Below are 26440 nucleotides of genomic sequence, written 5' to 3' on the forward strand. Positions count from 1 at the left end.
TTTACATTTAATAAGGTAAACGCATAAAATCATTATTTGTTTTATTATTTATTAAAGGAATTCAACTTTTCTATTTTAGATGATATTAAAAATTAAAAAACTTCTTGTGTTTTAAAACTAATTGTGTAATATTGAGTTGTACAAATCTATTTTGAGGTGGAAATATTATGAAAAACAAACAAGGGTTTTTACCTAATAAAATGAATAAATATTCTATTAGGAAATTTACAGTTGGGACGGCGTCACTTTTAATTGGAGCTACATTAGTCTTCGGTGTGGGAAGCGAAGCACAAGCAGCTGAGTTAGACGCGATTACAACCAATGATAGTAGAATTAATAAAGGGGAAGCATTGGATATAAGTGATATAAAAAGCATTGAAACAGAAACGCAAAATGTAGAAAAAGAATCAATTACTAATTCAACTGAAATTATAGATACAGAGAAAAATGCAGAAAAGACTGAACCTAATACATCACAAATAGAAACGGATACTACAGAAAATGTTCAAGATACGAATAATACTGTAGAAACAGCAAAAGAAAATACAGCTAGCGAGACTTCTATAGACAACAAAAATCAAGAAGTTAACGATACGGATACTACAGAAAATAATGTTATTAAAGAAGAAACATCAACGAATGAAACAACAGAAACTGAAGAACCAAAAGCTGAAAATTCACAAACTACTAACGTAAATGAAAAGACATTAACAACTGAAGAATCATTAAATTCTGGAGAAAAAGCGACTACAAATGATGAAGTAAATATGGATGAGTCAAAAACAACTGATGAAAACCAGTCGGAAATTACTGAACAGAAAATAGAAATTGAGAAAACACCTCAGAAACCAACAGAGTCAATTAACGAAGAAATACAAAAAGAAGAAACAGAAGCAATATAACGAACAGAAATAGCTAGCGACAGCAATGTGAATAATAAAACTGAAAAGACAGATTCGGAAAACACAATAATTGAATCAGATTTGACACAACAACTATCAACTACTACAGATAAAGAAGCAGAAGTTAAATCCTATTTAAGTACTGAATTGTCAGATGAAGATACGACAGCAATTATAGATCAAGCAAATATTAATTTTGAAGAAGCATCTGATGAAGAAATCAATAATGAAATCCTAAAAGCACTAGCGATTCAATTAGCTAATGAACAAGATGCGAATACAATTTTAGCTACGCCAAAAAGAACTATGCTTCGTACTATGGTAGCACCAACAGCATTGGTAACAGCCAGTGAACCAAATGAACAAATAGATAAATCACTTGACTATATGGACAACTATACATTCGCTAGTTTAATCTTTGATCCAGTAGCATTATCTTCTCAAGCTGTTTTAGATGGTAAAGAAATCAATTTTAATATTGAAAGTTATATGTCAGGAGCAAACTCTGGGGATAGATATAAGATTGATTTGAAACTAGATCCAATTATTGCTAAGCATGTTACTAAAATATCGGTGAATCCAGCCAATCGTAGCAATCCAGTAGAATTAGTACGTCTAACTGATGACCAAGGTAATCCAACAAATACATGGGAAGTTAATTTTATCAGAGCAAATGATGGATTGTTTGGTGGTGCTGAATTGTTAGGACAATATACAGCTGAAAACGGTAAGATTTATTTGGATGATACAGTAAGAAATATACTTAAAGAAGCAGGTGATTTAAGTAACAATAAATTAAATTACCAAATGTTTGTGAGAGATTCTAGAGATAATAAAATTGTACGTACTACAGAAAGTAGTGGCTATTTCTTAACAAATGCAGACTCAGATTTAATACAGTTACAAGATAAGATATCCACTGCAAATAGTAAATCATTTACCTCAAGTAGTGGCTCTGCGGTGTTTAATACAGATATTGGTAATAATGGTGGCATTATAATAGACCAACAAGTTATGAAAGATGGCATTTTCAATTATAATATGGCTGGAAATAAGCAATGGTCATACAATTATCAAATTGATAAAGATTTGTTACCTTATATCGAAGGCGCTGAATTACACATGTATGATTATGCTGGCTTAGGTGGATTTGATAAAACGTATTATCCTGCTAACAAAGTAGCTGATTTAACGTTAGATTCGATTGGTAATGGCAAAATCACAAGTGAGAATTTAAACAACTTGATATCATTCAATAATGGTTTGCCAGAAACTGTAGGTATGAGAATCGTTTTAAAATTAAATCAAAGTGTAAATAATATCTTAACTAAAGAAGCATTGTATGATTCTGCAGGTAATTTAATTAGTGAAACAACTAAGCAAAAAGAAGATTTTACATTTGCAGGCTATTTAACTGATAACGCCGGTCTACTTATCAATAATACAATGGGTACTTCAACATTAGCATTACAAGATTATGATAAAGATGGTCTGTTAGATAGATATGAACGTCAAGTATCATTTAGTGATGCTGAGGTTGTAGATACTGATGGTGATGGGAAAAATGATGGAGATGAAGTAGTCAAATATAAAACATCTCCACTTGTAGGTTTACCAATAGCTGCAGATATTAATATGTCAGATACTGTAGTAAGTGGTTCAGTCCCATTAAAAGAAGGAGCAGTTTCGCAAACTGCAAAAGTAATTAATGCCAATAACCAAGTCATTGGTACTGCATCAGTAAATAGTGATGGAACATTTAGCGTTGTTATACCTAAGTCACCTTCAGGTGTATATACAATAGCTATTGATTCACCAAATTATGATAACGATGAAGTAAGCAAATTTAATATTATTGATAATACGATAGTTCCTACACCGACGATAGATCCAGTAGATGATAATGATACAGTACTTGTTGTTCATGGTGCTACAGGGTCAACAATCACTGTTACTGACAGCGACCGCAATGTAATAGGAACAGTGAAAATAGCAAGTGACACTACTTTTGGGAACATTATATTATCTAATCCACTTAAAGCAGGTACAGTACTGACTTCAACTGCTAGTGAAAATGGTAAGACAAGTTCTCCATCTAAAGCAATAACGGTTACTGATGCAACCGCACCTGACGCTCCAATAATTAATCCTGTTACAAGTGAAGATACACAAGTGAGTGGGACGGCAGAGCCAGGAACGTCAGTTAGAATTAATTTTCCTGGTGGAGGATATACTGCGATAACTACAGATAGCAATGGCAATTATACGATTGATATACCTCATGGTGTAATACTTGATGGTGGCGAATCAATCACAGCAACTTCAAAAGACGACGCAGGTAATATATCCGAAACATCGACAATAACAGTAATTGATATAACAGCGCCAGAAGCACCAACGGTGGAAGAAGTAACGAGTGAAGATACACAAGTTAGTGGTACTGCTGAACCAAATTCAGAAGTAACTGTAACATTCCCAGACGGAACAACAGTAACAGGTACAACAGATGAGCAAGGCAACTACACAGTAAAAATTCCAGAGAAAGTTGAGCTTGAAGGCGGCGAATCAATCACAGCGACTTCAAAAGACGACGCGGGTAATATATCTGAAACAGCAACAACAACAGTTATTGATATCACAGCACCCGAGACACCAACGGTGGAAGAGTTAACAAGTGAAGATACACAAGTCAGTGGCACAGCAGAACCAAATTCAGAAGTAACAGTAACATTCCCAGACGGAACAACAGTAACAGGTACAACAGATGAAGACGGTAACTATACAATAGACATTCCATCAAACGTAGATTTAGAAGGTGGAGAAGAAGTAAAAGTTGTAGCTACTGATAAAGACGGCAATGTATCTGAAGAAGCAACAACAACAGTTATTGATATCACAGCACCCGAGACACCAACGGTGGAAGAGTTAACAAGTGAAGATACAGAAGTAAGTGGCACAGCAGAGCCAAATTCAGAAGTAACAGTAACGTTCCCAGACGGAACAACAGCGACTGGCACAACGGATGAGCAAGGCAATTACACAGTAGAGATTCCTTCGAACATTGATTTAGAAGGTGGAGAAGAAGTAAAAGTTGTAGCTACTGATAAAGACGGCAATGTATCTGAAGAAGGATCAACAACTGTAACTGATATCACAGCGCCAGAAGCACCAACGGTGAAAGAAGTAACAAGTGAAGATACACAAGTCAGTGGCACAGCCGAACCGAATTCAGAAGTAACCGTAACATTCCCAGACGGAACAACAGCAACAGGCACAACAGATGAAGACGGTAACTATACAATAGATATTCCATCAAACATTGATTTAGAAGGTGGAGAAGAAGTAAAAGTTGTAACTACTGATAAAGATGGCAATGTATCTGAAGAAGGATCAACAACAGTAACTGATGTGACAGCACCAGAAGCGCCAACGGTGGAAGAGTTAACAAGTGAAGCTACACAAGTCAGTGGTACTGCTGAACCAAATTCAGAAGTAACAGTAACGTTCCCAGACGGAACAACAGCGACTGGCACAACGGATGAGCAAGGCAATTACACAGTAGAGATTCCTTCGAACATTGATTTAGAAGGTGGAGAAGAAGTAAAAGTTGTAGCTACTGATAAAGATGGCAATGTATCCGAAGAAGGATCAACAACAGTAACTGATGTGACAGCGCCAGAAGCACCAACGGTGGAAGAAGTAACGAGTGAAGATACACAAGTTAGTGGTACTGCTGAACCAAATTCAGAAGTAACTGTAACATTCCCAGATGGAACAACAGCAACAGGTACAACAGATGAAGAAGGAAACTACACAGTAAAAATTCCAGAGAATGTTGAGCTTGAAGGCGGAGAAGAAGTGAAAGTTGTAGCTACTGATAAAGATGGCAATGTATCCGAAGAAGGATCAACAACAGTAACTGATATCACAGCGCCAGAAGCACCAACGGTGAAAGAAGTAACGAGTGAAGATACACAAGTCAGTGGCACAGCAGAGCCAAATTCAGAAGTAACCGTAACATTCCCAGATGGTACAACAGCAACAGGTACAACAGATGAGCAAGGCAATTACACAGTAGAGATTCCTTCGAACATTGATTTAATAGGTGAAGAAGAAGTAAAAGTTGTAGCTACTGATAAAGATGGCAATGTATCTGAAGAAGGATCAACAACAGTAACTGATGTGACAGCACCAGAAGCACCAACGGTGAAAGAAGTAACGAGTGAAGCTACACAAGTCAGTGGCACAGCCGAACCAAATTCAGAAGTAACAGTAACGTTCCCAGACGGAACAACAGCGACTGGCACAACGGATGAGCAAGGCAATTACACAGTAGAGATTCCTTCGAACATTGATTTAATAGGTGAAGAAGAAGTAAAAGTTGTAGCTACTGATAAAGATGGCAATGTATCCGAAGAAGGATCAACAACAGTAACTGATATCACAGCGCCAGAAGCACCAACGGTGAAAGAAGTAACGAGTGAAGCTACACAAGTCAGTGGCACAGCAGAGCCAAATTCAGAAGTAACCGTAACATTCCCAGATGGAACAACAGCAACAGGTACAACAGATGAGCAAGGCAATTACACAGTAGAGATTCCTTCGAACATTGATTTAATAGGTGAAGAAGAAGTAAAAGTTGTAGCTACTGATAAAGATGGCAATGTATCCGAAGAAGGATCAACAACAGTAACTGATGTGACAGCACCAGAAGCACCAACGGTGAAAGAAGTAACGAGTGAAGCTACACAAGTCAGTGGCACAGCAGAACCGAATTCAGAAGTAACAGTAACGTTCCCAGACGGAACAACAGCGACTGGCACAACGGATGAGCAAGGCAATTACACAGTAGAGATTCCTTCGAACATTGATTTAGAAGGTGGAGAAGAAGTAAAAGTTGTAGCTACTGATAAAGACGGCAATGTATCTGAAGAAGGATCAACAACTGTAACTGATATCACAGCGCCAGAAGCACCAACGGTGGAAGAGTTAACAAGTGAAGATACACAAGTCAGTGGTATTGCTGAACCAAATTCAGAAGTAACCGTAACATTCCCAGATGGAACAACAGTAACAGGCACAACAGATGAAGACGGAAACTATACAATAGATATTCCATCAAACATTGATTTAGTAGGTGGAGAAGAAATCGCCGTTACTTCAACCGATAAAGATGGAAATATTTCTGAAAGTACTAAAGTTATAGTTATTAATAAAGAAGAAACGCCAAATACAGGAGAAACACCAAGTACAGGCGAGGCACCAAGTACAGGCGAAACGCCAAGTACAGGCGAGGCACCAAGTACAGGCGAGAGACCAAGTACAGGCGAAACGCCAAATACAGGCGAAACACCAAATACAGACGAGACACCAAGTACAGGCGAAACGCCAAATACAGGAGAAACACTAAATACAAGTGAAACTGTAATTAAAAAAGGAAAGCTAAGCAAGTCACAAAATATAAGTACAAACGAAAATTCAGAAATTAAAAAAACAAGCGACAATCGTATTTTGAATAACAATACATTGGATTCAAATATTAATGACAAATCAAAACGCGCCAATAGCAACAAACTTAATTCAGAAAATGAATTGCCGGAAACAGGTCAAGATGAAACACGTAATAGCACTTTATTCGGCACATTAATTGCAGGATTAGGCGGCTTAATATTGCTTGTGATGCGTCGTAGAAAAAAAGAAGAAGACGAAAACAAATTGTCATAATAAAATAATATTGTAAAGGCTTTTCATCCATTAAGGGTGGAGAGCCTTTTCTTATAAAATTCAAATATTATATAAGAAAGCGCTTACTTTATTTTGGTGAGGGTATAAGACCCAATAAAGGAGGTTTTACAATGATATATACAAATCCAAATCAAGAAGATGCAAAATACAAAGTGAAATCGAAATATGCTAATTTTATAGGTGGAAAATGGGTTGAACCCCAAGAAGGAAATTATTTTGATAATATTTCACCAGTTACAGGTGAAAGTTATGCCAAGATACCAAAGTCCACACAAAAAGATGTTGATTTAGCTGTTGAAGCTGCCCAGAAAGCACAAGTTGAATGGGGTAAAAAATCATTATCTGAAAGATCACAGTTATTGTTAGATATAGCTGATCGCATTGAAGAAAATTTAGAATATTTAGCAGTAATAGAAACTTTTGATAATGGAAAGCCAGTGAGAGAAACACTTACTGCAGATTTACCATTAGTAGTAGATCATTTTAGGTATTTTGCAGGTGTGATTCGAGCCGAAGAAGGTGGCATTTCACAAATAGATAATGATACAGTTGCATATCATTACAAAGAACCATTAGGTGTAATTGGACAAATTATCCCTTGGAACTTCCCTTTACTTATGGCAACTTGGAAGATTGCTCCAGCGATTGTAACAGGTAATACAGTGGTACTTAAGCCTGCAGAACAAACACCAGTATCGATTTTACATTTTATTGAACTGATAGAAGATATTTTACCAGAAGGTGTGCTTAATATAGTAAATGGCTTCGGCAATGAAACTGGTGAAGCACTAGCCACGCATAAAAACATAAATAAAGTTGCGTTTACAGGTGAAACAACAACTGGAAAAATTATTATGAAGAATGCTAGTGACAATGTCATACCGGTTACACTTGAACTGGGTGGTAAATCACCGAATGTATTTTTCAAAGATATCATGGATAAAGATGACGAATTTTTAGAAAAAGCTGTTGAAGGCTTAGTCATGTTTGCACTAAATCAAGGTGAGGTATGTACATGTCCTTCAAGAGCACTTATTCATGAAGACATCTATGAAAAATTTATAGCTTTATGTATAGAAAAAGTGAATAAAATAAAATTAGGAAATCCTTTAGATGAAACAACAATGGTTGGTGCGCAAACTTCAAATGAGCAACAAGAAAAAATCAAAAAATACTTAGATATTGGTAAAGAAGAAGGTGCTGAAATTCTTGTAGGTGGAAATGTTAGACAAGAAAACGAGAATTTAGAAAATGGATTTTATATTGAGCCAACGATATTCAAAGGTGACCAAAGTATGCGTATTTTCCAAGAAGAAATATTTGGTCCGGTATTATCTGTCGCAACTTTTAAAACAAATGAAGAAGCTCTAGAAATGGCGAATGATACGATTTATGGTCTTGGGGCAGGTATTTGGACGAGAAATCAAAATACTGCGTATCGCATAGGCAGAGGAATTCAAGCAGGACGTGTATGGGTTAATAATTATCATACTTATCCAGCGCATGCTGCTTTTGGCGGGTATAAAATGAGTGGTATTGGTCGAGAAAATCATTTAATGATGTTAGACCATTATCAACAAACTAAAAATTTACTTGTAAGTTATGATACAAAACCAACAGGTCTATTTTAATGAAAAAGAAATAAATATAATGAGAAATTTAAAACTATTGCGCTAATGCGTGATAGTTTTTTTGTTGTTACTAAAATTATTTCCAATTGTATATTTTCGTGAACCTAATAAATAATTTTCTAACTTAATTTTTATATTTAAATCCATATAAAACTCTTAAAAAAATAATACAATTGTGATATTGTATTATCGACTAAGAATAATGGAGGAAAATAATGAAAAACAATCATGATTTAACACCCAATAGAAAGAATAAATATTCTATTAGAAAACTTTCAGTTGGCACAGCGTCATTATTAGTAGGAAGCGTATTAGTATTCGGATTATCTAACGATGCGAATGCAGCAGAAAACGATCTTCCAAAAGATTCCAAAGCACTCAGTACTAATGTGAATGAAGATGATAACCACTTAGTTAATACAGAAAAAGCAAATAGCAACAAACAAGAGCCAGTCAATGACTTTTCAGAAAGCCATGATATTCAGAAGGACAATTTAAAAGCAAGTCATAGTGCTTCAGAGCAAAGTATTGTTCAAAGTAAGCCAACAGCAAATAACACAAATGAAATTGACACTAGCAATAAAGAACCAGAAGTAGCTGTAAATACTAATGAAAGTAAAGTTACTGACAATAAAGAGAATAATAACAACGCGACGAATGTAATTGAAAAAGAAAATGCAGCGTCAAAATCTAATAAAACTAATGAAGAGAATAGTGAAATTGTAAAAATCGAGAATAAACTAAAAGCTGATAATAAAGCAAATGGTGAAAAAGAAACTAATGTAATTGAAAAAGAAAACAAAGAAAATAGTGAAATTATAAAAAACGAAAATAAAAAAGTTAATAATGTTGATGACACATCTCCAAATTACGAGGATAGACAAACAAGTGATGTAGCAGAGGAAACTACAATAAACCAAAGCGAGGCACAATCTAAACAAACAAGAGATGTTAATAGTTATATAGCAAATAATACTAGTAATAAAATAAAAGCAAAAGATGAAGTAAATACACAAAGAGAAAATACTAATTCAGCTAATGCGAACACTGCCGCAGATAGAAGTGGAAGTGAAAGAGCAAGAGCGAGAGCGCTGAATACAAATGAATCCAATAATAATGTTGCTAAAGTGAGAAGAACTCGTTCAGTCATAATCAGAAAAAAATCACCCAGAGCAATGACAGAAGATAGTTCTTTGGAAACATTAGATTACTCAGATAACTATACATTCCAAACCTTGATTTTTGATCCTAGTATATTAACAAGTAACGAAGTTTTAAACGGTAAAACGATTCCATTTGAAATCCATAGTTATTTGACTGGGGCAAATTCTGGAGATAGATATAAAATAAATTTACAACTAGACCCAGTGATAGCTAACCATGTGACAAGAATTACTGTTAATCCTGTTGGTAGTACATCACCAGTAGAGTTAGTTAGATTATCTAATAAGCAAGGTAAATTGACTAACATTTGGCAAGTTAATTTCATTAGAGCAAATGGTGGTTTATTTGGTGGTGCAGAAATATTATCGCAATATACAGCCACTGGAGGACGTATGGAACTTGACACTACCGTTAAAAATATCTTGAACAGTATGAAAAATAAAAAAGATAAGTTAAATTATCTAATATATGTGAAAGACGATTTTGAAAATAAAAAAATACAAACCTCAGAAACCAGTGGTTATTTTTTAACACCATCAGATACAGAAATAAATAACATTACCCCATCACAATCTAATAATGCCAATAATGCATTTAAAGCAAGTAGTGGAACAGTACAATTTGATTCTACAATCGGTAATTTCGGTGGTGCAATCATAGATCATCAAATATTAAAGAATGGAATATTTAACTATGGTGGAAAAATACTTGATCTTGGGTTAAATAAACAATGGGCATACCATTATCAAATTGATCCAGCTTTATTACCATATATTTCTTCAATAGAATTACATAAATTAGATTTTAATGGTGTAAGTGGTTTTGATAAGAAATATTATAAAGGAAATAGAGTAGCAACGCTTGCAGTTGATGCAAATGGTAGAGGTACTATTACAGATACTGACTTAAATCAACTCATAGAATTTAATAATTCATTACCAGAAACTGTAGGTATTAGAATTGTACTTGTATATAATCAAAGCCCTAATAATATATTAACTAGGGGTGCTTCTTATGATGCGAACGGTAATTTAATACCTAGTACAACCCGAGTAAAAGAAGACTTTGCATTTAATGGATACTTAACAGATAGAAATGGAGGAATGATCGCTAATACTTTTGGTTCTTCAACGTACTACATTCAAGATATAGATAAAGATGGTTTGACGGATAATTTTGAAATTCATAAATCTCATTCTGACCCATTTAATGGTGATACAGATAGAGATGGTAAAAATGATGGAGACGAAGTTTTAAGATATCAGACCTCTCCATTAGTAGGCAAACCTATTGTAAATGATATCACGACAGAGGATACCATCATTAACGGTGATGTCCCATTAGATCAATATGCAGCAAATCAAAAAGTGAAAATTTTGAACGCAAATGGCACGGTAGTAAGTCAAGGTACGGTGAATAGTAACGGTACATTTAGATTAAACGTATCGAAATTAACGCCTGGTACTTATAAGGTGGCTATAGACTCACCTAACTATCGAAATGATGAGGTAAATACATTTAAGGTAATTGATATAAAATCATTATTAAAACCAAGTATTGCCCCGGTTAACGATCAAAGTACAAGCCTTCAAGTCAATGGTGTTGGAGGATCTACTATTGTGGTCAAAGATAATAATAACAAGGTTATTGGAAAAGTGGTGTTAGGAAACAGCGAGACAACGAAAACATTGCAGTTGACCCAACCACTTAAAGGCGGAACAATTTTGACTGCTACTGCTACAAAGAATGGAAAAACGAGCTATGCATCAGATCCAGTAACTGTGACAGATATAACAGCACCAAACGCACCAGTGGTGAATGAAGTCACAAGTGAAGGTACACAAGTAACAGGAACAGGTGAAGCAGGATCGACGATTACAGTTCAATTCCCAGATGGAAGTGTGGCAACAGGCACAGTAGATAATCAAGGCAACTACGCAATCGATGTTCCAACGAACGTAGATTTAGTAGGAAATGAAGAGTTAGTTGTCACATCAACAGATGGTGCGGGCAATGTATCAGCAGAAACAAGACTAACAGTCACAGATGCGACAGCACCAAACGCACCAACGGTGAATGAAGTAACAAGCGAAGGAACACAAATTACGGGAACAGGTGAAGCAGGATCGACGATTACAGTTCAATTCCCAGATGGAAGTGTGGCAACAGGCACAGCAGATAGTCAAGGCAACTACGCAATCGATGTTCCAACGAACGTAGATTTAGTAGGGAACGAAGAATTGTTAGTTACATCAACAGATGGTGCTGGCAATGTATCACCGGAAACAAGATTGACTGTTACTGATGTGACGGCACCAGACGCACCAACGGTGGATGAGGTTACAAGTGAAGGCACGCAAGTAAGTGGAACAGGTGAAGCAAATTCAACAATTACAGTGAAGTTTCCGGATGGAAGTGTGGCAACTGGTACAGTCGATAATCAAGGAAATTACATGATCGATTTACCATTAGATAAGCAATTGAATGGCAATGAAGGGTTGGTTATCACATCAACAGATGGATCAGGAAACGTATCACCAAAAACAAGATTAACAGTTACAGATGCGACAGCACCAGACGCACCAACGGTGAATGAAGTTACAAGTGAAGGTACGCAAGTTACGGGAACAGGTGAACCAGGCTCAACGATTACGGTTAAATTCCCAGATGGAAGTGTGGCAACTGGTACAGTCGATAATCAAGGAAATTACATGATCGATTTACCATTAGATAAGCAATTGAATGGCAATGAAGAGTTGGTTATCACATCAACAGATGGATCAGGAAACGTATCACCAGAAACAAGATTAACAGTTACAGATGCGACAGCGCCAGTAGCCCCAACGGTAAATGAAGTTACAAGTGAAGGTACACAAGTAACAGGAACAGGTGAAGCAGGATCGACGATTACAGTTCAATTCCCAGATGGAAGTACAGTTACAGGTACAGTCGATAATCAAGGCAACTATGTAATAGATATCCCGACAAACATAGATTTAGTAGGCAATGAAGAGTTAGTAGTTACGGCTACTGATGGATCAGGAAACGTATCGTCAGAAACAAGATTAACAGTTAAAGATACAACAGTACCTACAGCCCCAATGGTGAATGAGGTTACAAGCGAAGGTACACAAGTAACAGGAACAGGTGAAGCAGGTTCAACAATTACAGTTCAATTCCCAGATGGAAGTGTGGCAACAGGCACAGCAGATAATCAAGGCAATTACGCAATCGATGTTCCGACAAACCTAGATTTAGTAGGCAACGAAGAATTGGTAGTTACATCAACAGATGGTGCGGGCAATGTATCAGCAGAAACAAGACTAACAGTCACAGATGCGACAGCACCAAACGCACCAACGGTGAATGAAGTAACAAGTGAGGTCACACAAGTAAGTGGAACAGGCGAAGCAGGCTCAACAATTACAGTTCAATTCCCAGATGGAAGTACAGTTACAGGTACAGTCGATAATCAAGGGAATTACGCGATCGATTTACCATTAGATAAGCAATTGAATGGAAACGAAGAGTTAGTTATCACATCAACAGACGCATCAGGCAATGTATCGCCAGAAACAAGACTAACAGTTACAGACGTAACGGCACCAGTAACTCCAACGGTGAATGAAGTCACAAGTGAAGGCACGCAAGTAAGTGGAACAGGCGAACCAAGCTCAACGATTACGGTTCAATTCCCAGATGGAAGTGTATTAACAGGTAAAGTAGATGATCAAGGAAATTACGTGATTGATTTACCAGTAGACAAGCAAATAAATGGAAACGAAGAGTTAGTTATCATATCAACAGATCCATCAGGAAATGTATCGCCAGAAACACGATTGACTGTTACTGATGTGACGGCGCCGGTAGAACCGATGGTGAATGAAGTTACAAGTGAAGGCACGCAAGTCACAGGAACAGGTGAACCAGGATCAACAATTACAGTTAAATTCCCAGATGGAAGTGTGGCAACAGGTACAGCAGATAATCAAGGGAATTACGTGATTGATGTTCCAACAAACGTAGATTTAGTAGGCAATGAAGAGCTCGTAGTGACATCAACAGATGGTGCGGGCAATGTATCACCGGAAACAAGACTAACAGTCACAGATGCGACAGCACCAAACGCACCAATGGTAAATGAAGTTACAAGTGAAGGCACGCAAGTAAGTGGAACAGGTGAACCAAATTCAACAATTACAGTGAAGTTCCCAGACGGAAGTGTTGTAACTGGTGTGGTGGATAATCAAGGAAACTACGTAATAGATATCCCGACAAACTTAGATTTAGTAGGGAACGAAGAATTGGTAGTTACATCAACAGATAGTGTGGGCAATGTATCGTCAGAAACACGATTAACTGTTACAGATGTGACCGCACACAAGTAACAGGAACAGGTGAAGCAGGATCGACGATTATAGTTCAATTCCCAGATGGAAGTAGAGTTACAGGAACAGTCGATAATCAAGGGAATTACGTAATCGATTTACCAGTAGATAAGGAATTGAATGGCAATGAAGATTTGGTTATCACATCAACAGATAGTGTGGGCAATGTATCGTCAGAAACACGATTAACTGTTACAGATGTGACCGCACCAGTAACACCAACGGTGAATGAAGTAACAAGTGAAGGCACGCAAGTAAGTGGAACAGGTGAAGCAGGATCGACGATTACAGTTCAATTCCCAGATGGAAGTACAGTTACAGGTACAGTCGATAATCAAGGCAACTACGTAATTGATATTCCGACAAATGTAGATTTAGTAGGCAATGAAGAGTTAGTAGTTACGGCTACTGATGAATCAGGAAATGTATCTTCAGAAACAAGATTAACTGTTGAAGATACAACAGTACCAAACGCACCGATGGTGGATGAGGTTACAAGCGAAGGTACACAAATTACGGGAACAGGTGAAGCAGGTTCAACAATTACGGTTAAATTCCCAGATGGAAGTGTGTTAACAGGTAAAGTAGATGATCAAGGAAATTACGTGATTGATTTACCATTAGATAAGCAATTGAATGGAAACGAAGACTTGGTTATCACATCAACAGATGCATCAGGAAACGTATCGCCAGAAACAAGGTTAACGGTTAAAGATACGACAGCACCAGACGCACCAACGGTGAATGAAGTGACAAGTGAAGGTACGCAAGTAACAGGAACAGGCGAACTAGGCTCAACAATCACAGTTAAATTCCCAGATGGAAGTGTGTTAACAGGTTCAGTAGATGACCAAGGAAATTACGCGATTGATTTACCATTAGATAAGCAATTGAATGGAAACGAAGAGTTAGTTGTCACATCAACAGATGGATCAGGAAACGTATCACCAGAAACAAGAATGACTGTTACAGATGTGACGGCACCGGCAGCACCAACGGTGAATGAAGTTACAAGTGAAGGTACACAAGTAACAGGAACAGGTGAAGCAGGATCGACGATTACAGTTCAATTCCCAGATGGAAGTACAGTTACAGGTACAGTCGATAATCAAGGCAACTATGCAATAGATATCCTAGCAAACATAGATTTAGTAGGCAATGAAGAGTTAGTAGTTACGGCTACTGATGGATCAGGAAACGTATCGTCAGAAACACGATTAACAGTTAAAGATGCGACAGTACCAAACGCACCGATGGTGAATGAAGTTACAAGTGTAAGTACGCAAGTAACGGGAACAGGCGAACCAAATTCAACGATTACGGTTAAATTCCCGGATGGAAGTGTAGTAACGGGAACAGCAGATAATCAAGGCAACTACGCAATAGATATCCCAACAAACGTAGATTTAGTAGGCAACGAAGAGTTAGTTGTCACATCAACAGATGTTTCTGGCAATGTATCAGCAGAAACACGATTAACGGTTAAAGATGCGACAGTACCAAATGCACCAACGGTGAATGAAGTGACAAGTGAAGGCACGCAAGTCACAGGAACAGGTGAACCAGGATCAACAATTACAGTTCAATTCCCAGATGGAAGTGTGGTTACAGGAACAGTCGATAATCAAGGCAACTACGCAATAGATATTCCAACCAATGTAGATTTGACAGGTAACGAAGAGTTAGTTATCACATCAACAGACGCATCAGGTAACGTATCGCCAGAAACACGATTAACGGTTAAAGATACGACAGCGCCTGTAGCACCGATGGTGAATGAAGTAACAAGTGAAAGTACGCAAGTCACAGGAACAGGCGAACCAGGATCAACAATCACAGTTAAATTCCCAGACGGAAGTGTGGCAACAGGTACAGTAGATGATCAAGGAAATTACGTGATAGATTTACCATTAGATAAGCAATTAAATGGTAACGAAGATTTGGTTATCACATCAACAGATGGATCAGGAAACGTATCGTCAGAAACAAGATTGACTGTTAAAGATACGACAGTACCAAACGCACCGATGGTGAATGAAGTGACAAGTGAAAGTACGCAAGTCACAGGAACAGGCGAACCAGGATCAACAATCACAGTTAAATTCCCAGACGGAAGTGTGGCAACAGGTACAGTAGATGATCAAGGAAATTACGTGATAGATTTACCATTAGATAAGCAATTAAATGGTAACGAAGATTTGGTTATCACATCAACAGATGGATCAGGAAACGTATCGTCAGAAACAAGATTGACTGTTAAAGATACGACAGTACCAAACGCACCGATGGTGAATGAAGTTACAAGTGAAGGTACGCAAGTAACAGGAACAGGCGAACCAGGATCAACAATCACAGTTAAATTCCCAGACGGAAGTGTGGCAACGGGTACAGTCGATAAACAAGGAAATTACGCGATCGATTTACCATTAGATAAGCAATTGAATGGCAACGAAGAGTTAGTTATCACATCAACAGATGGATCAGGAAATGTATCTTCAGAAACAAGATTGACTATTAAAGATGCGACAGCACCAAATGCACCAACGGTGAATGAAGTGACAAGTGAAGGCACGCAAGTCACAGGAACAGGCGAACCAGGATCAACAATCACAGTTAAATTCCCAGACGGAAGTGTGGCAACGGGTACAGTCGATAAACAAGGAAATTACGCGATCGATTTACCATTAGATAAGCAATTGAATGGCAACGAAGAGTTAGTTATCACATCAACAGATGGATCAGGAAATGTATCTTCAGAAACAAGATTGACTATTAAAGATGCGACAGCACCAAATGCACCAACGGTGAATGAAGTGACAAGTGAAGGCACGCAAGTCACAGGAACAGGTGAACCAGGATCAACAATTACAGTTCAATTCCCAGATGGAAGTGTGGTTACAGGAACAGTCGATAATCAAGGAAACTACGCAATTGATATTCCAACCAATGTAGATTTGACAGGTAACGAAGAGTTAGTTATCACATCAACAGACGCATCAGGTAACGTATCGCCAGAAATAAGATTAACGGTTAAAGATACGACAGCGCCTGTAGCACCGATGGTGAATGAAGTGACAAGTGAAAGTACGCAAGTCACAGGAACAGGCGAACCAGGATCAACAATCACAGTTAAATTTCCAGACGGAAGTGTGGCAACAGGTACAGTAGATGATCAAGGAAATTACGTGATAGATTTACCATTAGATAAGCAATTAAATGGTAACGAAGATTTGGTTATCACATCAACAGATGGATCAGGAAACGTATCGTCAGAAACAAGATTGACTGTTAAAGATACGACAGTACCAAACGCACCGATGGTGAATGAAGTTACAAGTGAAGGTACGCAAGTGACAGGAACAGGCGAACCAGGATCAACAATCACAGTTAAATTCCCAGACGGAAGTGTGGCAACGGGTACAGTCGATAATCAAGGAAATTACGCGATCGATTTACCATTAGATAAGCAATTGAATGGCAACGAAGAGTTAGTTATCACATCAACAGATGTTTCTGGCAATGTATCAGCAGAAACAAGATTAACAGTCACAGATGCGACAGCACCTGTAGCACCAACGGTGAATGAAGTTACAAGTGAAGGCACGCAAGTGACAGGGACAGGTGAACCAGGCTCAACAATCACAGTTCAATTCCCAGATGGAAGTGTGGCAACAGGCACAGCAGACAATCAAGGTAACTACGCAATAGATATCCCAACAAACGTGGACTTAGTAGGTAATGAAGAACTCATAGTGACATCGACAGATGTTTCTGGCAATGTATCACCGGAAACAAGATTGACTGTTACTGATGTGACGGCACCGGTAGCACCAACGGTGAATGAAGTGACAAGTGAAGGCACACAAGTTAGGGGAACAAGTGAACCAGGCTCAACGATTACGGTTCAATTCCCAGATGGAAGTGTAGTAACGGGAACAGCAGATAATCAAGGAAACTACGCAATAGATATTCCGACAAACGTAGATTTAGTAGGCAACGAAGAATTGGTAGTTACATCAACAGATGTTTCTGGCAATGTATCAGCAGAAACAAGATTAACAGTTACAGATGCGACGGCACCGGTAGCACCAATGGTAAATGAAGTTACAAGTGAAGGCACACAAGTTACGGGAACAAGTGAACCAGGCTCAACGATTACGATCCAATTCCCAGATGGAAGCGTGGCAACAGGCAGAGCAGACAGTCAAGGCAACTACGCAATAGATGTTCCAACGAACGTAGATTTAGTAGGGAACGAAGAATTGATAGTTACATCAACAGATGGTGCGGGCAATGTATCACCGGAAACAAGATTGACTGTTACTGATGTGACGGCACCGGCAGCACCGACGGTGAATGAAGTAACGAGTGGAGACATGAAAGTAACAGGAACAGGCGAACCAGGCTCAACAATTACAGTTAAATTCCCAGATGGAAGTGTAGTAACGGGAACAGCAGATAATCAAGGAAACTACGCAATAGATATCCCAACAAACGTAGATTTAGTAGGGAACGAAGAATTGGTAGTTACATCAACAGATGGATCAAGAAACATATCGTCAGAAATGCGATTGACTGTTAAAGATACGACAGCACCGGCAGCACCAACGGTGAATGAAGTGACAAGTGAAGGTACACAAGTAACAGGAACAGGCGAACCAGGCTCCACAATAACAGTGAAGTTCCCAGATGGAAGTGTGTTAACAGGTACAGTAGATGACCAAGGAAATTACGTTATTGATTTACCAGCTGATAAGCAATTGAATGGCAACAAAGAGTTAATTGTTACGGCTACTGACTCATCAGGAAACGTATCGTCAGAAACGCGATTAACGGTTAAAGATACGACAGCACCTGTAGCCCCAACGGTGAATGAAGTGACAAGTGATGGCACGCAAGTAACAGGAACAGGCGAACCAGGATCAATAATCACAGTTAAATTCCCAGATGGAAGCACATTAACAGGCACAGTCGATAATCAAGGAAATTACGTGATCAATTTACCAGCTGATAAGCAATTGAATGGCAACGAAGAGTTAGTTATCACCTCAACAGATCCATCGGGTAATGTATCACCAGAAACAAGATTGACTGTTAAAGATACGACAGCACCTGTAGCTCCAACGGTGAATGAGGTAACGAGTGGAGACATGAAAGTAACAGGAACGGGCGAACCAGGCTCAACAATCACAGTGAAGTTTCCAGATGGAAGTACAGTTACAGGTACAGTCGATAATCAAGGCAAATACGTAATTAATATACCTACTAATGTCAATGTAAAACCTGGGGATAAAATACAAGTGTCAGCGATTGATAAGAAAGGCAATACATCTAGAACAACAATTATCGTGAGTAGCAATAGTAATTCAACCTCTAACCAATCGAATGTTCACGATAATACTAGCAATAATTATGATTCAAGCAATAAATTAGGTTTGAATGGAAATAAAGCGAAAGATGGAAAATTAAATAGAAATATAAATAGTAGCAACAAACTTTCGAATACTTCAATTAACGATAAAGCTGAAACAGCAGAAGGTTCGAAAGGCGATGTTTTACAAATTAAAGATAAGAAAGGTATTATTTCAAATCTGAATAATGACAAAAATAAACTTGGTAACTCAGATAATAAAAAGGTAGATAAATTACCTGACACGGGTGAAAGTGAGAACCAAGCCAATGGATTATTAAGTTCATTATTAGCTATGATTGGTGCGTTCTTATTAATTGGAAGACGTCGAAAAAATAAAGAAGATCACCAATAAAAATTAATATTATAATGAGAAAGATATTATAGTATTACAAAATCAATAAGACGGAATGCTCTTTAGATAGAGCTTCCGTCTTATTTTTACTATATAACTTATTAATGATATGCCATTTCTAAAAATATAGCTTAGGCGTATAATGGAATAATTACTAAGGAAGGGTGTGGGAAAATGCAAAAAGCTTATCGGCAACTCGTATTAGGGATGATTTGTTTGTTTATTGTGATGGCAATTGGTCGTTTTGCATACACACCTATTATGCCATTTATGCAACAAACGGGACATATGGATAATCAGAGCGCAGGATTACTGGCAACTATTAATTACTTAGGTTATTTAATTGGAGCAATTATTCCTATATGGATAGTTGTATTTAGCAAGGTTACAGATTTGAAAGTTTACTTACTGATCAATATAGTTTCAACAATATTGATGGGACTGTTTGATAATTTTACACTGTGGATTATTTTTCGTTTAATTGCAGGTATCACGAGTGGAACCGTTTTTGTCTTAGCCTCAAATGTGGCCCTCGAAGCATTGAGAGCAGCGAACAAAGGTCGTATCTCAGGTATGCTTTATAGTGGTGTGGGTCTAGGCATTTTCACAAGTAGTATATTTATATTTTTATTCACTACAGAAAATAATTGGAAGACAACGTGGGTTTTACTTGGTATTTTTGCTTTAGTTATGGGAAGTTTTGTAATTTTTGGTATGCGTCAAAATTCAAATATTGAAAATGAAACACAAAACTTAAATGAAAAAGAAGATAAACCAAAAGTTAAGTTGAATAAAAAATTTATTTGGGGATTTTCAATAGCGTATTTTTGTGAAGGTGCGGGTTACATAATTACAGGAACATTCTTAGTAGCAATCGTTAAATCTATACCTGAGTTTGCAGATTATGCAGCGTTAAGTTGGATGTTTGTAGGGTTGGGAGCTATTCCATCTACGATTTTATGGTCTATGATGGCTGAAAAATTAGGACACGGTAAAGCAACTAATTTAGCATTTATTTTACAAATTATTGCCGTGATATTGCCTGTTTTTTCAGAAAGCATGACGAGTTTAGTGATAAGTTCTATTTTATTTGGTGCTACGTTTCTTGGTTTAACGACATTGTTTATGTCTAAAGCACAAACGTTAATGTTTCAAAGTAATAGTAAAATAAATTTAGTTGCTTCATTAACTGTTATTTACAGTTTGGGACAAATGATTGCACCAGCACTTTCTGGTGTATTAATTGGTGAATCAGGAAATTATAATGCAGCATTAATTTTTGCGGCGACTATACTTTGCGTTGGACTATTAAGCAGTATGTATAGTTATAGAGTCAGAAATTAAATGATATATTCAAAAGAGAAAACTGGTTTAAAGAAATAAAAAAGTTAGAAGAGTTATATACACGTGTAGAAGCACTCTATGCAGGCTTTTTAGCAGTCATAATACTTTTGTGTAAATTGACTTTTTGTGGTAATATCGTCATGGATAAAAATTCGAGATAATAATAGATAAGAAGGTTTAAATATATATGAAAGAAAATTTTTGGCGTGAATTACCGCGTCCATTTTTTGTTTTGGCACCAATGGAAGATGTTACAGATGTTGTTTTTCGTCATGTTGTCAGTGAAGCAGGCAGACCTGACGTTTTCTTCACTGAGTTTACAAATACAGAAAGCTTTTGCCACCCTGAAGGTGTACACAGTGTACGCGGACGCTTAACATTTACTGAAGATGAACAGCCTATTGTCGCTCATATTTGGGGAGATAAGCCAGAGCACTTCCGTGAAATGAGTATCGGTATGGCAGAAATGGGCTTTAAAGGCATAGATTTAAATATGGGCTGTCCAGTGCCGAACGTTGCAACGAAAGGTAAAGGTTCAGGTCTAATTCAACGTCCTGAAACTGCAGCTGAAATTATTCAGGCAGCTAAAGCAGGAGGTCTGCCAGTAAGTGTTAAAACTCGACTTGGCTATTCTGATATTGATGAGTGGAGAGACTGGCTGACACATGTGTTCGAACAGGATATTGCGAACCTGTCGATTCACCTTCGGACGCGCAAAGAGATGAGTAAAGTAGATGCGCATTGGGAATTAATTGGAGAAATTAAAAAGGTTCGTGATGAAATTGCACCAGAGACATTGTTAACGATTAATGGAGATATACCGGATAGAAAAACAGGCCTTGAACTGGCAGAGAAGTATGGTATTGACGGTGTAATGATTGGACGTGGGATTTTCCAAAACCCGCATGCATTTGAAAAAGAACCGAGAGAACATACGAGTGAAGAGCTTTTAGGGCTGTTAAGACTTCATCTTGACCTATTCGACAAATATACAAAAGAAGAAACGCGTCAGTTTAAACCATTACGCAGATTCTTTAAAGTATACGTACGCGGTATCAAAGGAGCAAGTGAACTGAGACATCAGTTAATGAGCACAAGTACAACGGATGAGGTTCGGATACTCCTTGATGAATTTGAAGCACAAATGACACCTATGGAATAACATTCATAAACTTGGACGAAAATGGTGAAGAAGTATAAAGAAACGACTTAAAAATCTTGATTTTAAGATTTTTAAGTCGTTTTTTGTTTGATTGTTAATGAAATAATGAATGCAATAAGCATGAAAGCTGTGATCATAAATACAACACCTGGCCATTGTATCAACCCATAGAAGATACCTGCTAATGTACCCCCAATAGATGAACCCATGTAATAAAATAATAAATATAAACTAGATGCTTGCGCTTTATGATGTTCAGCACGACTTGCAACTACACCACTTGCTATCGCGTGACCACTGAAAAATGCATAAACACTGAATGCCAATCCGAGTATTTTAAAAACTAAAAAAGGTAAAAGTGTAATCCAAATACCAACGATTAATAGTAAGATGCTAAATTTTAAGGCATTTAATGTACCTAATTTAGTACGTAATTTTGCATTTAATATAGAAGATATCATACCAATTAAGAATAATAAGTAAACAAAGCTAATAATACTGTCATGCAATTGATAAGGTTTAGCTGCCAACACAAAGCCAATATAGTTAAAAGCAGCGATGTTACAGCCTAATAATAGAAATCCAATCATAAAAGGTTTTAGTAAACGAATGTTTTTCAAATGTTGACTATAGCTCAATACTAAAGCTTTAACAGAAAAACGTTGCTTCTCAAAATGTCGAGATGCTGGTAGTAAGAAAGCAAATAATATTGCTGCGACAACACTAATAACTGCAATGGAGAATAAGCCGACTTGATAACCATAAATACTTGAAATAAATCCAGTGAATATTCTACCAAACGCACCACCAAAGGCATTGCCACTTATATAAATACCCATTGCCTCGGGTAAACTATGCGCAGAAATTTCTTCACCGATATATGCCATGGCTATAGAGGGTAAGCCTGCTAAACAGATACCTTGTATAAGCCTAACAATTAAGAAGGTATTGAAATCTGTAATAAAGGGTTGCACTAGTGCTAATAATGACACCGAAATTACAGAAAAAATCATAATAGGTTTACGTCCAATTACTTCTGATATTGCACCAAAAAATAACATAGCAAAAGCTAATGTCAAGGTTGCAGCCGACAATGCCAAACTTGCAACAGTTTCACTCACATTAAATGATTGTGTGAAATGGGGGATCAATGGTTGAACGCTATATAGTATTGAAAAAATAGTGAATCCTGAAATGAAAAGCGCAACGATAATTTTAATATATGCTTTTGAACCTCTATTTACATAGCTGTTTTTCAAATCCTCCATTATATGCCCCCTTCATTCTTAATATATCTATAGTATCACGTAACAAATAATATAAAAAAGGCATTAGTTCTTTTAAAAGGTGTAATGCTATAATTTTTTATGTCATTGAGAAGTGGTTATGTTTAAAATTTATACCAAGCATATTTTAATATATATTATAGATAGAATTTTCAAAATAATTACAGGTGTCTCAAATCAATTACCAAAAAATTAAAAATCAGTTTCTGCTATTCTCTTAATATAATTTCTTTGCTATTGTTAGCTAAGGAAAAATTTTGGGAGGATTTATTAATTATGAAAAAAATCGTTACAGCAACAATTGCTACATTGTCATTGGGAGCAGTGGGCATAGCACAGTCAGACGCAGAAGCATCAGAGAATAATCAATCAGGTACGCAATATTCAAGTAACCAATCTACAAATGATATCTTTGAATATGGTTATATTGATGAAGATAATAGTGGGAATTATCACCATACATTAGATGGAAACTGGGATCAATCAATGTTTGATCAACAACAATATTATTTCTATTTAATTGATGAAGAAGGAAATTACCATTATTACTATTTCCCTATGAATGATCAAGGCACAAACTCAACAAATACGAATGCAACAAATGCATATAATGATAACAACTATAGTGCTGATAAAAGTCATGAAGCTGTTCAACAGAGTGGCTACGATGTAAATGAAGCACCAGCGCAATCACAAGAAGCACCACAAAGTTCTAATAATGAAGTTTCTGCTCAAACTTCATCACAAGAACAAAGCACAACAACTAACGACAACGCATCTTATACACAAAATAATACATCATCAAACGAAAACTATGAAAGTAGTTATACACGCAATGACGGTAATGGTGTTGAAGATGTGAAACAAAATGCAACGTCAAATAACGTAGAGAACACAACAAATACACCTGCTACAGAATCAACAAACACAAATAGTTCTAATGAAGGACAAGCTACGCAACAAGAAGCGGCACCTTCATCAGAAGCTTCAAACAACAATAACAGCACGAACACATCAGAAGCTTCAAACAATAATACATCATCAAACAATAATAACAGCACAAGTTCATCAAATTGGTTAACAAGTAATAGTCAAATGCAACCATATGGTCAATATCATGGTGGCGGGGCACATTACGGTGTCGACTATGCAATGGATGAAAACACGCCAGTATATTCATTAGCAGATGGTACTGTTGTACAAAGTGGTTGGAGTAATTATGGTGGCGGAAACCAAGTTACAATCCAAGAACAAAATAGTGACAACTATCAATGGTATATGCACATGAATTCATTAAACGTTCAAAAAGGTGACCAAGTTAAAGAAGGACAACAAATCGGTGAATCAGGTAGCACTGGTAACTCTACTGCACCACATTTACACTTCCAACGCATGGAAGGCGGAATTGGTAACGGTTATTCAGTAGACCCAACTTCATACGTAAACTCAAAAGCATAAATTAAGATGATAAAATAAAACGTTCTTGAAATTCTGTTATAGAATTCAAGGGCGTTTTTTTATATTAATATGCAGAATTAATAAAGAATATTTGAAATATCTTTGAGACCATATCATAATTGCATTAAATTTAAATTGAAGAGGATGATGGTATGTTTACTGTTTATGGACATAGAGGTTTACCAAGTAAAGCGCCAGAAAATACGCTCGCATCTTATAAAGAAGCTGGAAATACGCCTGGATTAAAATGGATTGAGTTAGATGTAGCGATTACCAAAGATGAACAGTTGATTTTAATTCATGATGATTTTTTAGATAGAACAACGAATATGGTAGGAGAAGTGACACAATTAAATTATGACGACATCAAAGATACATCAGCAGGTAGCTGGTTTGGAACAGAATTTGAAGCAGAAAAACTACCTACGTTTGATGAAGTAATTGAATTGGCAAATGCCTATAATATGAACTTGAATATTGAATTGAAGGGCGTTACAGGTCCGAATGGCACAGTACTGTCAGAAAGTATGATTAAACAAGTTGCAGATAAATTAAAAGATTTAGATGTGGAATTAAAAGTATTGATATCAAGCTTTAATTTGGTTTTAGTGAAATTAGCAGAGCAGTTCATGCCAGACTATGAGAGAGCTGTCATATTTAAATCTGCAGCTTTTGGTGATGATTGGAGAACGCTATTAGATTATTGTGGTTCGAAAATAGTGAATATTGAAGATGCTAAATTGACGCAAGCACGTGTTAAAAAAATCAAAAATGCTGGATATGTGTTAAATGTGTGGACAGTAAATAAGCAATTGCGTGCAAATCAATTAGCGAATTGGGGCGTTGATGGCATTTTTACAGACAAAGCAGATGAAATGATTCATTTAGAAAGATTATAGAATCGTACTTGTGAGGTGGGTAGAGGAAATCAAATGTCGAATTTTGATTTCCTTCCACTTCTTTTTATCAATATAATTTAAAATCAGAGGTCCTTTGTCTTAATTATACATTAAATAATAATATTATTATAGACTACTTCTTTATTGTTTAGCAGTTTATACTGGTGAATAGCTTAGATGAAGAAGGAGTGTTGAACAATGGTAGAACAAAAAGAAGTGTTGGATCAAGGACCATTTTTTCATGGGACAAAGGCTGAATTACAAATAGGTGATTTACTACAAACACAGCGAATTTCTAATTATCAAAACCGTAAAATGAACCATATTTATTTTACTGGCGCTCTAGACACAGCTAAGTGGGGGGCAGAACTTTCGGCTGCATTAGCTGACGAACCGGCACAAGAATACATTTATATTATTGAACCTATTGGGCCATTTGAAAATGATCCTAATGTCACAGATAAAAAATTTCCTGGTAATCCAACTCGCTCATATCGCTCGAAGGAACCTTTGAGAATTGTAGCAAAATTAGCTACATGGGAACGACACTCGAATCATGATATTGAACAAATGTTAAAAGGGTTAGCACAATTACGTAAAGATGGATTAGACATTATTGAAGATTAATATACAACTGTAATGAAAATAATGTAAAGCAGTCTATAATTAATAACAGTGGGCTGCTTGTTTATATAA

General features: G+C 36.9%; 11 protein-coding genes. 10 read left to right on the forward strand and 1 reads right to left on the reverse strand.

Annotation, left to right across the window (positions count from 1 at the left end):
* Nucleotides 1-167: 167 nt before the first annotated feature.
* From AAA453_RS02390 to AAA453_RS02420, 7 genes are all read left to right on the forward strand, one after another.
* Nucleotides 168-902, forward strand: a complete 735-nt coding sequence (locus AAA453_RS02390) for a YSIRK-type signal peptide-containing protein (protein WP_427705999.1) — start codon at nt 168-170, stop codon at nt 900-902.
* A 27-nt stretch (nt 903-929) separates the two neighbouring features.
* On the forward strand, nt 930-6626 hold the full coding sequence (locus AAA453_RS02395) for an Ig-like domain-containing protein (protein WP_427706001.1): 5697 nt from the start codon (nt 930-932) through the stop codon (nt 6624-6626).
* Between the two features lie 131 nt (nt 6627-6757).
* Nucleotides 6758-8278 carry an acetaldehyde dehydrogenase ExaC gene (gene exaC, locus AAA453_RS02400; protein WP_427706003.1) on the forward strand — a complete coding sequence of 507 codons (1521 nt, stop codon included), beginning with the start codon at nt 6758-6760 and terminating at the stop codon, nt 8276-8278.
* A gap of 215 nt (nt 8279-8493) precedes the next feature.
* Nucleotides 8494-13830, forward strand: coding sequence for an Ig-like domain-containing protein (locus AAA453_RS02405; protein ID WP_427706005.1), 5337 nt, complete (start codon nt 8494-8496; stop codon nt 13828-13830).
* Between the two features lie 29 nt (nt 13831-13859).
* A complete protein-coding gene (locus tag AAA453_RS02410; RefSeq protein WP_427707038.1) occupies nt 13860-19595 on the forward strand; it encodes an Ig-like domain-containing protein in 5736 nt (1911 codons plus the stop codon).
* A 174-nt stretch (nt 19596-19769) separates the two neighbouring features.
* The gene (locus AAA453_RS02415; RefSeq protein ID WP_427706007.1) at nt 19770-20939 is read left to right on the forward strand and encodes a YbfB/YjiJ family MFS transporter; all 1170 of its coding nucleotides are present in this window, start codon (nt 19770-19772) and stop codon (nt 20937-20939) included.
* 187 nt (nt 20940-21126) lie between these two features.
* Nucleotides 21127-22101, forward strand: a complete 975-nt coding sequence (locus tag AAA453_RS02420) for a tRNA dihydrouridine synthase (RefSeq protein ID WP_427706009.1) — start codon at nt 21127-21129, stop codon at nt 22099-22101.
* 71 nt (nt 22102-22172) lie between these two features.
* Here AAA453_RS02420 and AAA453_RS02425 read toward each other — a convergent pair whose 3' ends face one another.
* A complete protein-coding gene (locus tag AAA453_RS02425; protein ID WP_427706011.1) occupies nt 22173-23369 on the reverse strand; it encodes an MFS transporter in 1197 nt (398 codons plus the stop codon).
* Nucleotides 23370-23663: 294 nt separating this feature from the next.
* Between AAA453_RS02425 and AAA453_RS02430 the strand changes: the two genes are divergently transcribed.
* The 3 genes from AAA453_RS02430 (at nt 23664) to arr (ending at nt 26371) form a co-directional block, all read left to right on the forward strand.
* Nucleotides 23664-24845 (forward strand): M23 family metallopeptidase, encoded by a 1182-nt coding sequence (locus tag AAA453_RS02430; protein ID WP_427706013.1) that lies wholly within the window; start codon nt 23664-23666, stop codon nt 24843-24845.
* 152 nt (nt 24846-24997) lie between these two features.
* Nucleotides 24998-25744: a glycerophosphodiester phosphodiesterase family protein gene (locus tag AAA453_RS02435; RefSeq protein ID WP_427706015.1), complete on the forward strand. Its 747-nt coding sequence runs from the start codon at nt 24998-25000 to the stop codon at nt 25742-25744.
* A 198-nt stretch (nt 25745-25942) separates the two neighbouring features.
* Complete coding sequence (arr, locus tag AAA453_RS02440; protein ID WP_427706017.1) at nt 25943-26371, forward strand: NAD(+)--rifampin ADP-ribosyltransferase; 429 nt, start codon at nt 25943-25945, stop codon at nt 26369-26371.
* The last annotated feature ends 69 nt before the right edge of the window (nt 26372-26440 follow it).

The sequence above is a fragment of the Staphylococcus parequorum genome (assembly GCF_039237145.1).
Taxonomy (GTDB): Bacteria; Bacillota; Bacilli; order Staphylococcales; family Staphylococcaceae; genus Staphylococcus; species Staphylococcus equorum_A.